Origin of the sequence: Paenibacillus sp. E222 (assembly GCF_013401555.1) — a bacterium.
Taxonomy (GTDB): domain Bacteria; phylum Bacillota; class Bacilli; order Paenibacillales; family Paenibacillaceae; genus Paenibacillus.
The window spans coordinates 4,157,317-4,169,732 of the sequence record NZ_CP058552.1; the positions used below are offsets into that span (position 1 = coordinate 4,157,317).

Below are 12,416 nucleotides of genomic sequence, written 5' to 3' on the forward strand. Positions count from 1 at the left end.
TATCTAAGTGAGGAGTTTTATAACCGTTAATTCATTAAACTAACGGGTAGGATAGTTTAAGATCATTCCTGAATCGTACCACAAGGAAGGGCAAGTTTTTTATTGTACTACACACCGATTAACTCGTTCTTTAGAATAGGACGTAACCTCTTTTGAACAGAGGTTGTCCACTAACTTGAAAAACTCTTCTGACGATAAATCCTTTTGTCGCTGGAGCCAAAGACGAAATAAGGAAAGGGAGGTTGACAGGTAAAACTCAATCAAATATGGCGTTAAGGAAGGGTTTTGCGGAACATTTAATTAACCGATTTAGAGTGATTTCTTTTTTAAGCGTTTTAAAAAACGGGGACTTCCATAAACACCTAAAAGGGCATTGAGAACCAAAAGATGTTCTTTTTTTGTCCAGACAATGGAGCGCATCTTGAACCGCATGCATCGATAGCTCTTTTTTCGCCAATTCTTCTTTTATGTCGCTCAATAAGTCATTTTCGAGAGCATCTAACAATTCGTATATATCAGAGTAAAGTATTGATAAAAGGTGCTACGGTTATATCCTGACTTATTCGCGATTTCCTGAACTAAAATTTTCTCGATTGGTTTTTGGCTATATAACTCACAAAAAACTCCAGCAGAGGTGTGGGGAAGGCAAGCTTGATCCAGCTGTTTCTGAACAGGAAACAGCTTCCGATCTATCCTGTCAAGAACGGAGAAGGCTGGCTGCTCATCGAGCATCAGTCGGTGGAAGAGCTGCAATTGATGATAACACCGGAAGGAGCAGCGATGATTACCCATGCTGGGAAGAGGCTTGGAAATATGTTGACTTGACGGAAGTGAACGAGGATGAAGCTGCGCACGATCAGTTCTTCGATGAATTCGACAGTTACCCGCAAACGAAAATAGGAGGATACGCATCCTATATCCAGTCACCGGTTTCCTTAGAAGATTTTCAGTTTATCATGCAGATCGGAAGCGAGGAAAAGCCGGGAGTTATGGTGGGTGACAACGGGGACGATGTACTGTTAAGGTCTCGTTCGAATGGTGAATGGCACATGCATTGGGATTGTTATTGAGGGTTTGACGGCCAGATAAGATAATCTGGCGATAAAAAGCAGATTTTTCTACCCAATGGGAAGTAAATAAGTTGAAGCGGCTAATCTGAAAGTTTAGCCATGGACCCGGGGAAATTGAGAGTGAAAAGAGGAATTATACAGCAATAGGTAGAAGTTCTTGTCCTTTAATGGTACAAGTGTACAAGTTCATAACGAATTATCTTCTGATGCACAATTTGAATTCCTTACGTACAACTTCACAGTGACCCAGTTTAGTGAATGTACTTTTGAGCTTTAATAGTAATTTCTTGTTTTACTCATGAATATAACCCTGCAATAATATCTATTGATTGATTCCTTTATTTAACTTAAAATGAAATCTGAAACTAAGTATATAAGGGGATACATATGAGAAAAGCATTATTGTTAGTTATGTTATTTACTTTAATTTTTCCAGTCCAAGTGTTTGCAGCAAGATCAATGTCTACTAGTGAGATTGAAAGAATTTATTTTGAGGACTACAAAGACAATGTAAAAGAGATTAAGAAGGCACAAAAAAAACTCAAAGTAGTATTAGGTACAGAAGTTGCTTCACTCACAGAAAAATTAAAACAGGCGACAGTAAAGTACAACCAAGCAGTAAAAAATAAATCAAGTAAAAACTCAATCGAAGTCTTGAAAAAGGAGAAAGAAAAGATCAAAAAGGACCTTGCTGCTGCCAAAAAACAGTTGGCAGAAATGATTAAAAGTTATACAAGAGAAAGCAATTTTCTACTAAAAAGTATAGCTGAACAAAAAACTGAACTTGTTAAATTCATTAAGGATCATTACGATGGTAAAGACAAGTTGACTGAAAATCAATTTAACAAAGAGGCATTGAATAAATTAAACGAAATAAATCAAAGTTTCGAACTTGCAATCGAATATCTTAATGAAGCGTACATATATTAATAGCCAGCAGACAACAGAAAACTGTTGTCTTTTTTATTTGAAGCAAATGATAGAAATGTAAATGTAATAAAAAGCAAGCAAACATACATTGTTTGTAATATAAAGAATTAGAAGATTTGGATTGAAAAACATAAGTTTTAGGCTATTACAGTAAACGTTGGGCCATTGAAACCTATTTTTGTACGGCGAAAGTTCAGCTGGACATGGATCGTTACCAGGTTCGCTCGGCAAAGGCCATTGACTGTTACTTGCCTTCCATCGACGATGGTGTGAAATGGATTACTTATGATGAAGTAAACCCTCCTATTTTCCCTGGAAGCGTATCTGTAAGAGTTAGAGTTAAAGCTGATCCAGTTAGTCAGGTTCCATCTGGGAAAACGAAGTTTGTTAGCTTTGTAGAAAATGTAGCAATGTATATTCGTATTAATGATGCTAGTAACACATTTGAAAAAGCGTATATATCATCAGCAATGGAGTATTCCTCAAATGACGGAGAAACGTGGACTACGTATAATGAGGCAAATCCACCACAATTCCCTGGAGACCTTACGATCCTTCTTCGCGAAAGTGCAAACGATTTTCTTCCAGCAGGACCAGCCAAAAGTTTTACATTCACATCTAATGTTTATGTCCTAACTGGAAACAATTCGCTATCCACGTCATTGTCGACGCTTGAATATTCTCGGAATGGTGGAGAGTGGGTTGCATTGAATGTGGATCAAGTAGTACCCATGCAATCCGGTGACGTTGTACAAGTTCGAGAAGCGGCTCGTGATCCATTCCCAGCAGGAACGCCAACATCTTATGATTACTAATTTCATAAAGTGAAGAGAATGTTCAGTTTTAGAAGAACCCCAATCATTATATTTTTGATTTGGGTTCTTGTTTTAAAATGTTGAAGTAAGCCAAATAAAATTTCATTAGATAAGCCGATTAATTAAACAACTGCGAATTTACTAGTGATTACTGGTTCAAATCAAACCTAATTTTAAATGAAGTTCCTAAAAGGGCCGCGTTAATTTAGAACCTTTTTTTGTTGTTCGTATAAAAAGTTAGCTTATAATTCTGCGAAATTAAATTGTTTAAGTATTTTTGCAGAAAAATGCATTGACCGATGGTAGAATAATCCATATCATTACCTATATAGATGATAAAGACATAAAAAATGGATTTTTATCAGTGGAGGTGAAATCATCCTTGGAAGTGAAAACTCAACAAACAATTCGGGCAGAGTTGTTAAATTACATAGAAGAAAATCAAATGCTTGTTTATCATTTTGCTGAAATATCGGGTATAAATTCTGGAACTCTTAGTCGCTTTATCAATGGTTCTCAGCTCATTCCGATTAAAGCTCTTGATAGAATGACATACACGATGGGACTTGAAGAGGGCACTTTTTATGATCTATATGTAGATGAGCTGCTGCTTGATCCATCAACAGACTGGAGAAGGTTACGGCCGTTTCTAACTAGATGCTCACAGTTAAATAAACTATTCTGTATTGAAAAAGTTGTTGATCTTATGTTGGAGAAATCTTACTATATTTCTTCACTATTTGATTTTGCTGAATCTCTGTATGAGGGAGGCAATACCACGGCATCACTTCTTATCTATAAAAAAGTCTCAGAAGGAGAACGTTATCAGCATGCCGAAAGGTTAGCTGTGTGTCAATATAGAATCTTCAAATTATCACTAGGGAATGATCAGCATATCAATTATGAACTTGCTCTTGTATTCGAACCTTTTGTCACAAGGTTGGGTGAATTAGAACAACTTGATGCTATAAAAGATCTCGTTAACTTGTATGTTTCTTTGCAGAAATGGGAGAAAGCAAAACAATTAAGCACTGAAATGGGACGAATAGCTAGAATACAATACGATTTAAAACATAAAAGGAAAGTAAATGAAATCAGTGTGAGTGGACCTAAAAAAGTGTTATTTGGGTATATTTTGTATTCGCATTTGATATTAGGGACAGTAGCTGAAGAGGCTCGGGATTTCAATGAAGCTTTTTATCATTTAGAAAAATATGAGGATCACAGTTGGATCGTTGAAACCGACGCTGCAGCCGAGCAAACAAAGAAACAATTTTTAGTCTGGGCCACCGCGAATAGAATGCTTTATAGAATAATGACAGGGGATATCCAATTAATTGAGAATTATGTAGATTCTTTGGCTAGCAACGATAACGAAATACTTCTGGCTCTATTCAAAGTTGTGAAAGCTGCGCTGAAATACTCCTGTAATATCGACCATATTTTAGAGCGCTATAACGAAATGATTCAAAACCAGGTAATCTCCCAGAAAAAGGTGGGGACATATACTTCTCAAGTAATTAACGACAGATTTGTGATTTTCTTAGCTGATTTAGCTGAATATTATATTAGATCTCTACGCCCTAATATTGGTATAATCTTTGTGTTAGATAGTTTGGCAATATCTGCTAAACTAAATAATGATGCTTATCTGGTCAGATGCTTCTGCTTATTTGAGAAATTGAGGCATTCAGCAACAGTGGATCAACTAGATAAGTATAAAGCAATTTTAAAGGAGGGCGAATTAGTTATATGAAGAAGATAATGATCGTTTCTTTGGCTGTGACTTTAGCAATTTTGGTAATTGCTCCATTTAATCAGGTATCAGCTGATAACTACGAAGTTATTCCAAAAAAAGATATTTCCATAATAAAAACGAGCTCACATGGTGCTGGCGGTTGGTAAAACAGAATAGTAATGTCCAAAACCTCCTTGGATGGAGGTTTTTTAATTGTCTTTTTTGTATATATTCACCAATCTGAAATTTGAATAGAAAGAGTTAGGATTAGTTATAGAGGTGATTTTGTTATGTCTACTAATCCTACAATTAAAGAAAAAATAGAAGAAGAGAGGGATGTCTTAAACAAGTTAGTTAACATATATGGTATTGAACATCCTTTGGTTATCAGACAATCCGAACTATTAGATGAATTAATAAATCAACACAACAATGATACAAAAACATCATCCAGTTAGATCCGTGTGCTTAGTGAATTATGATATAGAGTAATGGAGCCGTGGGAATCGTGGAACATTAATCAAGCTCTTGCTCAGGTTAAAGGGTTAAAGCCATAAATAAAATTCAGGTGTATTTGTATGAAAGAAAACTATGATCCTAAAATGGATAATTATTTTTCACGACTTATAAGAATGGTGAGAAATTATTGATAGTAGTAAGGTTAAAAACTCACTACTCATGTATCTTGCAGTTTATCGTTTGAATATAAGTTCTACTACGGGTCTGGTTACATAATTTTTAATTGATTACAACGTTTATTGATCCACAAATAGAGCATAAAATGCTTTCATTCATTTGAAGTGTTTAAGGGTAGGCAAGTTTTTTATTCACAGCAAAAATAATGCTCTCATGACTAGAAAAGAAATTCAAATACTAAGCCTGGCATCATGGAGGACAGTAAATGAACAATCACACAATTTATTTCCCATGGGATATACAGAAGCGAAGTGCAGAGTGCTATGTAAGAGCGATTATAAAAGAGTTTGAACTACCGCTGCCTTTAAAGATTAATTTAATCTTACCCTCAAACGAGTACATTTTAGAAATCGAGGTTTGAGTTTATATGTGTAATAAAATTCTATATGCTGAGCCCTGAAAGCATCAGGATGACCCAAAATATAAAGATCACTTAACAAGCGTTCTGAAGAAGATGTTGAGCGTTAAGTAATTAGAGGAGGTACTGAATCTACTCCGTGTCCGTTTAACCTCGCATGTTGGTGGACAAGAGGACTTCATCTTCCTACTTAATAAATTAATCAAGGTTTAACCTAAGAGCACCCAAACGGGTGCTTTTCTCTATGAGCAAAAGTAGATTCAACATGGCTTACGAAACAGAGGGTTCTGTCGTCATCAGAAACAAAGGGACGGTATGGGCGTGGCTGGCGCAAATAAAATTTCTATCGTAACAGGAGAGACAAACTTACCTGCACTGGGTGACGGCAGGATCAATTATGTGACGGCTTATGCTCTAGGTCGGCAAAGCAAGAGGAGTTGATACTTAGTTTATGCTTTGCATAATTGAACAAAAATAAGACTCTCACGAAACTAAGTCGAAAGAGTCTTATTTGTCTTATCGTGGTAATTCACCTGAACCTACATATTTATCTTTCTTACTATTCCACTTATAGCTTGCAACTGCGATCTTCCAACCACCTTCTGGATAGTAATTCTTCCACATTTGAATTATTTCCCCGGTTTTCGAAATCTCTATTCCAACATCACCCATAACAGATAACTTCTTTTTAAGAGTACCATTCTGATATTTATAAACGAGCAGTTCTGTATTTGATGGTAAATAGTCAAGAGTAACAGCTACATGCTTTTCTTTAGCCGAAACATTGAGGATTTGGATTGTTGGTTCTTCATCGCTATAGTAATTTGTATCTATAAGTACTATGACACCTTTGGAATTAATAAGATAAAAATTGCCTGATTCAGTGATCAATAAGTGTTCCTTCTTTTTGTCTACGTTTAGGTCTACTGACTTACTGACCTTTACCTGCTCCCGTGGGAATTTCTTTTCTAACAGAGTCTTTGGATTTACAGTAGCAGCCTCGATGTAAGATGCGTTAAATATGAATCCAAACATTGTAATGGCACATAGTAGAGCTGTTACTCGTTTCATAGTAGTCTCCTTTATAAATTACTTATCGTTTGCGTCACTAGCACTAAACATAATTCCGATCGTTTCCGAACCAAGTACAGTGTATCGTATTCCGTTTACTTCGGTTGATTCATCAACTGTACTCCAGTCAACTCCTTCATCCAGTATATGCATATCTGAAAGGATATTTGCGACAGAACTTGCGGGCACATCGGGATTAACAGAAAGAATAACTAAACCGATAGCTAGAACAATATCAGCTCCAGATGTCATGGTTCCATTTCCTTGACCGATCATTGTAACATCTCGTACAGAACCATCAGCTTTGTTAATGGAACCAGTGATACCTATGTAATCTGTAATGATATACTGAAATACATCCTGAACTGCTCCTTTTTGTATCTCAAGTTTCTTCCCTATTTTTAATTTCGAATTTCCGATTTCCTGAGCACGTTTGTTAAATGACTTTCGAAATTCTTCAGGTGTCATATTTAAACTTCCAGGGATCTCTAGTTCCTTCTGATCTTGCTTCTTTACATTTTCTTTTGCTACCTTTACTTCCTGGGTTTTAGCAACTGATTTTTCAGTTACAATAGTCTCTGACTTGCTTTCAGTCGGGATCGATACTTCGGTTGATGCAACCTCGTCTTTTTTAGAATTCTCCTCATCTTTGTTTCCAAAAATCCCTGCAACTATAATCACAACAATAAGCCAAAACCACCATTTTTTCTGAATAGGCTTTTTCAATCTTCTTCCTCCTGATATAGTAATAATTAACAACATAAAATAGTCTATCAGACCCAGGAAAATGTGGCTATATTTAAATTGGAACAATTTACAGCCACTATATTTAAATCCGATAGCATCGGTGAAAAGGTTCCACTAGTATAACGCTGGTGGAACCTTTTTTTTATTTAACAGATATTTTACACATTTCCCCTTACTTCGACATTGGAAATATAATACTATGATCCAGTAACATAAATACAAATATTTGGAGGTATTGGAATGATTGCGTCTATGAAAAAGAAATTGGTATTAGCTATGTCGACTTCCGTACTCGCTCTATCATTTGTTATTGCTCCAATCTCCGCATTTGCTAGCACACCGAATCCTGTTGACAGAGCAAAGATTGAAACGCCAGTTGTTACTCCACAACCAGTTGATGATGGCACTGTTACGACAATGGGATTCAAAAAATCAGCCTTTGTATTTGCTCTAAAGCATGGAGGGGAACTGCTCGAAGATTTGTTAGAATATCTAGGTAAAAAAGAGTATGCTGATTATGTGAAAGAAAATCGTTTATCTATCGCGAACTTTATAGAAGAGACTGAACTAGTAGTAGAGAAAAACTTAATTGGATTTTTAATATTCGAATGCAGTATTCCACAAGGTGCAGCGACAGTAATAGCTAAGGCTATTATGTTTATTGCATTTTAAATAATTTACAAGGTGGGAATGGAATGAATGTAGATGAACAGCTTGAGCTTTTGAAATATCAAATCAAGCTCATTAGAACAGTGGTTGCCTCGGATGAACATCCATATTTCATGTTCCTACTTGATCACGATTTTAATGAAAAGCAAACTCGTTCTTTGACTGATGTGTTATACATATTTAACCGCAGGCTAAAAGCACAAACTAGTGCAAGAGACGAACAAATGGAGCATTTTCACAGGGAGAAGATAGAAGATATAAAGGAAAGAAATAAATTCTTTTCAGTTCCTGATGATTTCCTATTGAGTGATTCTCCACCAACATATGATGAGTTCGTATCTCTTGTGAAGTTGATAGCGCCGGCAGATGTTAACCCATCATATCTTTTGAAATCTCTTCAGATGCAAGAGATGTATGTTAATCTATGTGAACATCTGTTAAAACAACAAAATTGAATCGGTAAAAGACACTGCTGGCATAATGCTGGCAGTGTCTTTTTTTGTTCACATATATATTTTTATCAAGCAACGTGTTCAGTTCTTATTTATCTGCAGCTGAGCTGCAGCTTTGCGGCATGTTCAGCCTACTTCTCTAATCAAATCCTCGTTGTTATTACGTACGTTACCTACTCCCTTTGGTACTTCGTATGCGCGCATCTCTGATGCTTGATACGGCTTCAACAGACCGAGCAACGACTGAACATCATCATTATCTCTTCCAAGCCATTCCGCCTCGTCCTCTGGACGCAGGATAACCGGCATACGATTGTGGATGTCTTCCATCAGTTCATTGGGCTGAGTAGTAATGATGGTGCATGTGCTGAGCTTATTGCCGTCCGGATCCGCCCAGGTATCATAAAGGCCAGCCAATGAAAAGATACTTTCATCCTTCATCAGTATGCGCATCGGCTGTTTGTCTGTCCCTTCTTTCTTCCACTCGTAGAATCCGCTGCATGGGATGATACAACGCTTGGAGCTGATCAGTCGTTTAAAGGCCGGCTTTTCATTTAGTGTCTCAGCTCGAGCGTTAATCATCTTGTTACCGATCTTGTCATCCTTGGCCCAAACGGGTACCAGTCCCCATCGGAGTGAGCCCAGCCTATTGCCGTCTTTGCTCCCTATAATGGTGGGGATGTACTGCATAGGTGCAGCGTTGTAATTAGGCTTGTACTCAAATCCATCTGCAATAGATGCATAGTACCGGTCTAATATAGCTTCAATGGGGTCAGTGATTGTAAATCTACCACACATACAAAACACCTCCTGTATTGTCTTTGCAATATATAATCACACAATAAATTGATCAAACATTGGTTTATGGAGTAATCCTGAAGATTGAAAAATACATTAAAAAATCTCAATCCAATTATATCGTTTTGCCATAAAGGATAGATGCGGTAAGTTATGGGTTAGGAGGTGTGTGATTATCCTAATTATGTAACGAATGTTACATGAATACATGTAAAAAATATAGTATTGTTGTTTGTGTAATACATATAAAATACTAGGAGATGATCTTGTGGCTTTGAAAAAAATCTTAACTGCTTCTGTTTTGTCTCTTGCGCTTTTGTCTATATCGGTGCCAGTAATGGCAAGCCAAGCTTCAGATGTAACGATTATGAACAAACAAAAAAGTGTGACCGTTTATCAAGATTACCCATCAAATGCTAATATTCCTTCAACCTATTTTTATACTGATGCCGATCATTATTATGGCACTCTTCAAAGAACGAATATCGTTCAAGTTACTCCATCACAAGTAAGAGCCTATTATTCAGGAATTGTTACACAAGATTCCGGTTTCTAAACTTACTAAAGGAAAACCCGCCAACTACTAAGGTTAGCGGGTTTTTGCTAATCCCAAATAATTCTACGATCTTGATGCACTTCAAACTGGTTACCTACTCTGTTGCCTGCATCTCTATTGTCTGAAGAACTTATGAATTTATTCAATATCTGCTCCATACCTGCCTTCAAGAATAAAATTACATAACATGGTGTAAGCTATTATTACTCTCTCCTATGAGTGCTACTATAAATGTACCTGGTCTGCTCGACTGGTTTTTTTTGTTGTTTATAAAAGAACAAATGTTCGCATATAATGAATTCGAGGTGGTTAACATGTTGACAGATTATCAACGTAAGGTCCTACGGATCTTGTACAACTACAGTGGTGGGCGGCGACGGCTGCCTACAATCCATAAATTGACTGTTAAAACGGGTAAGCATAAGCCAGACGTCATGGCTGCCCTGGACGCTCTTATAGCCTCGGAATACATACATTGGGATGACAAGTCAGATACGGCTAGTATCGTTATTTTGGAAGACTGGGAACGAGAGTCTGAGCTGCCTAAGCTTCCTAAGGCACCGTCGCCGGCGCAGCCAAATGATTTAAGCTATTGGACTGAATACTGAGGAGGAATGCAATGTGTCGAGCAAATTGACGGCTAACGGGATCTTTGAAGGATCTCGCATTATTCTTCCAGAACATCGGGAAGCATACTTAAACGAAATGAAGGAACAAGAGAGACGGGGGAAGCCTGCCTTGGATGAACAGGAAATGCAGCTCATTGAGGAAGCGATCCTGGAATCTTACCAAGAATGCCGCTCTGTTACGTTGACTGTATTTAACCCATTTGATGACGAGATTATGCGGGGCGTTGTGACATCGATCGATAAGCCAAACAGGAGAATTAAACTTGTACGCGCTGATGAGGATTATAGTTGGATCAAGATCGAAGAAATTACTGCGGCAAGCCGATAATTGATAGAGCCCCAAGGGATTACTCCAGGGGCTCAGTTTTTTTCCTTCTATTATATAGGGTTGTTTCGGACATATGATTTGTAATCCATCGGAGCTGTACTGACGGTTCATTTGAAGTTCGGGGACATCCCCCAACTCGTCCCCCAAACGTCCCTCAAGTCATGCAAAGCTATGATTGAATACGAGCTTTTGTTTCTATTGGATTCCATATTTAGCGCTTATATAATGAAAGAAACAATAATATGAAGCCATCGTACATAAATCGTACCCAAGTCCACCAATGGGAACGCGATTAATATATCACGTTGTACTAATAGCTGAATCCCTTGGCGCTCTAGCGCTGAGGGGTTTTTCTTTTTGTGGGCGGGGGATATAAAGAAGCTAGGTAGAATATTATTCTACCTAGCTTTATATATATAGGAGCTCAGTCCTTAATTTCTGATAAATAGTACTCATATAACTCATCAATAGAAGAGCCAGAAAGTAAGTGAGTGGCTGCTTCAATTGATTCTCTTTTCCAATCAAACCAGCGCATTTCTTTTAACTTCATGATTTCTTCTTCTGAGAAACGCTTTCTAACTTCTTTTGCAGGATTTCCACCAACTATCGTGTAAGGGGCGACATCTTTTGTTACAATTGAGCCTGCTGCAACAATCGCACCTTCACCAATGGTAACACCAGGCATAATCATGGCATTCATGCCGATCCATGCATCGCTTTCTATAATGGTATCTCCCTTGGGTGAGAAGGAACGGCTAATTTGATTAGCGAACGGATAAACCGTGATCCACTCCGCATGGTGATTGTTATTTCCTCCCATAAGAATAACGACACCGGCTGCGATACATACATAATTACCAATAATTAATCGATCTATTTGCCAACCAAATTCCTCAATTGGGTTGAATAAGCTCCTCGATTTTTCATCTCCCCATAAATATCTTACGCATCCATCTTCAAAAGATGAATGGTTATCGTAATAACCAGAGTAATAGGAGTAATCGCCAACATCAATTAATGGATTGGTTACAATGTCCTTTAAATACTTAATTTCGGACCAGTGATTAAAGTGGTTTATATTCATTTTAAATTCCTCGCTTCTAAGTTATATTTCTGAGTAACTTAGAAGCGTGATGCGGTAGCCACATTCTTTAGTTTTTTTAGACGACGAATCATCTGAATCATCCTTCCTTAAGATATGAGGGCCATTGTAGCAATGACCTCTTTTTTTGTCAATCCTATTCTCGTAAACATATGCAGTAAGTATCCTGATTCCAAGTATATATCAAGTGTATTTAATGAAGAGAAAATTCAGGAAGAAATAACATAGGCAGAAACCGTGTGTGCTATCGAGAACGATTACTATCTCACGTTGTAGTAGATCAGGGACCGAAACAAAAAGGTAAAGGGAAAGCTGGTATTCGTAGTGTAGGTCTTGGCATCTTAGCATTGAGGTTTTATGTAGACAATAAGAACGAGAATGGTTAATTAAATTTTGATTATATCGTTGAAGCGAAAGTACATATTAATTGTTTCCTCTATTTCAACAGTATCTATAT

Annotated in this window: 15 protein-coding genes; 11 read left to right on the forward strand and 4 right to left on the reverse strand. The window is 37.3% G+C overall.

Annotated elements, in window-relative coordinates:
• Window positions 1-651: 651 nt before the first annotated feature.
• The 7 genes from HW560_RS33955 (at window position 652) to HW560_RS18845 (ending at window position 5,011) form a co-directional block, all read left to right on the forward strand.
• Window positions 652-825, forward strand: coding sequence for a hypothetical protein (locus HW560_RS33955; RefSeq protein WP_257031369.1), 174 nt, complete (start codon window positions 652-654; stop codon window positions 823-825).
• Complete coding sequence (locus HW560_RS33960) at window positions 822-1,070, forward strand: DUF1963 domain-containing protein (RefSeq protein ID WP_090899978.1); 249 nt, start codon at window positions 822-824, stop codon at window positions 1,068-1,070. The genes HW560_RS33955 and HW560_RS33960 overlap by 4 nt, the downstream gene beginning before the upstream one ends.
• Window positions 1,071-1,457: 387 nt before the next feature.
• Window positions 1,458-2,000, forward strand: a complete 543-nt coding sequence (locus HW560_RS18825) for a hypothetical protein (protein ID WP_090899976.1) — start codon at window positions 1,458-1,460, stop codon at window positions 1,998-2,000.
• 203 nt (window positions 2,001-2,203) lie between these two features.
• Window positions 2,204-2,815, forward strand: coding sequence for a DUF4073 domain-containing protein (locus tag HW560_RS18830; protein WP_090899973.1), 612 nt, complete (start codon window positions 2,204-2,206; stop codon window positions 2,813-2,815).
• A 382-nt stretch (window positions 2,816-3,197) separates the two neighbouring features.
• A complete protein-coding gene (locus HW560_RS18835; protein WP_179264223.1) occupies window positions 3,198-4,571 on the forward strand; it encodes an XRE family transcriptional regulator in 1,374 nt (457 codons plus the stop codon).
• Complete coding sequence (locus tag HW560_RS18840; protein WP_177185743.1) at window positions 4,568-4,720, forward strand: hypothetical protein; 153 nt, start codon at window positions 4,568-4,570, stop codon at window positions 4,718-4,720. The genes HW560_RS18835 and HW560_RS18840 overlap by 4 nt, the downstream gene beginning before the upstream one ends.
• 123 nt (window positions 4,721-4,843) lie before the next feature.
• Window positions 4,844-5,011, forward strand: a complete 168-nt coding sequence (locus HW560_RS18845; RefSeq protein WP_090899966.1) for an aspartyl-phosphate phosphatase Spo0E family protein — start codon at window positions 4,844-4,846, stop codon at window positions 5,009-5,011.
• Between the two features lie 1,112 nt (window positions 5,012-6,123).
• Here HW560_RS18845 and HW560_RS18850 read toward each other — a convergent pair.
• A complete protein-coding gene (locus HW560_RS18850) occupies window positions 6,124-6,678 on the reverse strand; it encodes a hypothetical protein (RefSeq protein ID WP_090899963.1) in 555 nt (184 codons plus the stop codon).
• An 18-nt stretch (window positions 6,679-6,696) separates the two neighbouring features.
• Complete coding sequence (locus HW560_RS18855) at window positions 6,697-7,404, reverse strand: hypothetical protein (protein ID WP_090899961.1); 708 nt, start codon at window positions 7,402-7,404, stop codon at window positions 6,697-6,699.
• Between the two features lie 261 nt (window positions 7,405-7,665).
• Between HW560_RS18855 and HW560_RS18860 the strand changes: the two genes are divergently transcribed.
• Both HW560_RS18860 and HW560_RS18865 read left to right on the forward strand, forming a co-directional pair.
• Window positions 7,666-8,097 carry a hypothetical protein gene (locus HW560_RS18860; RefSeq protein ID WP_090899958.1) on the forward strand — a complete coding sequence of 144 codons (432 nt, stop codon included), beginning with the start codon at window positions 7,666-7,668 and terminating at the stop codon, window positions 8,095-8,097.
• A gap of 23 nt (window positions 8,098-8,120) precedes the next feature.
• The gene (locus HW560_RS18865) at window positions 8,121-8,549 is read left to right on the forward strand and encodes a hypothetical protein (RefSeq protein ID WP_090899955.1); all 429 of its coding nucleotides are present in this window, start codon (window positions 8,121-8,123) and stop codon (window positions 8,547-8,549) included.
• A gap of 123 nt (window positions 8,550-8,672) precedes the next feature.
• Here the strand turns inward: HW560_RS18865 and HW560_RS18870 are convergent, their stop codons facing one another.
• The gene (locus HW560_RS18870; protein ID WP_090899952.1) at window positions 8,673-9,344 is read right to left on the reverse strand and encodes an SOS response-associated peptidase; all 672 of its coding nucleotides are present in this window, start codon (window positions 9,342-9,344) and stop codon (window positions 8,673-8,675) included.
• A 268-nt stretch (window positions 9,345-9,612) separates the two neighbouring features.
• Between HW560_RS18870 and HW560_RS18875 the strand changes: the two genes are divergently transcribed.
• Together HW560_RS18875 and HW560_RS18880 are read left to right on the forward strand one after the other, a co-directional pair.
• Window positions 9,613-9,900 carry a hypothetical protein gene (locus HW560_RS18875; protein ID WP_090899949.1) on the forward strand — a complete coding sequence of 96 codons (288 nt, stop codon included), beginning with the start codon at window positions 9,613-9,615 and terminating at the stop codon, window positions 9,898-9,900.
• A gap of 621 nt (window positions 9,901-10,521) precedes the next feature.
• Window positions 10,522-10,857, forward strand: coding sequence for a YolD-like family protein (locus HW560_RS18880; protein ID WP_090899944.1), 336 nt, complete (start codon window positions 10,522-10,524; stop codon window positions 10,855-10,857).
• A gap of 424 nt (window positions 10,858-11,281) precedes the next feature.
• Here the strand turns inward: HW560_RS18880 and HW560_RS18885 are convergent, their stop codons facing one another.
• Window positions 11,282-11,941 carry a CatB-related O-acetyltransferase gene (locus tag HW560_RS18885; RefSeq protein ID WP_179264225.1) on the reverse strand — a complete coding sequence of 220 codons (660 nt, stop codon included), beginning with the start codon at window positions 11,939-11,941 and terminating at the stop codon, window positions 11,282-11,284.
• Window positions 11,942-12,416: the final 475 nt, after the last annotated feature.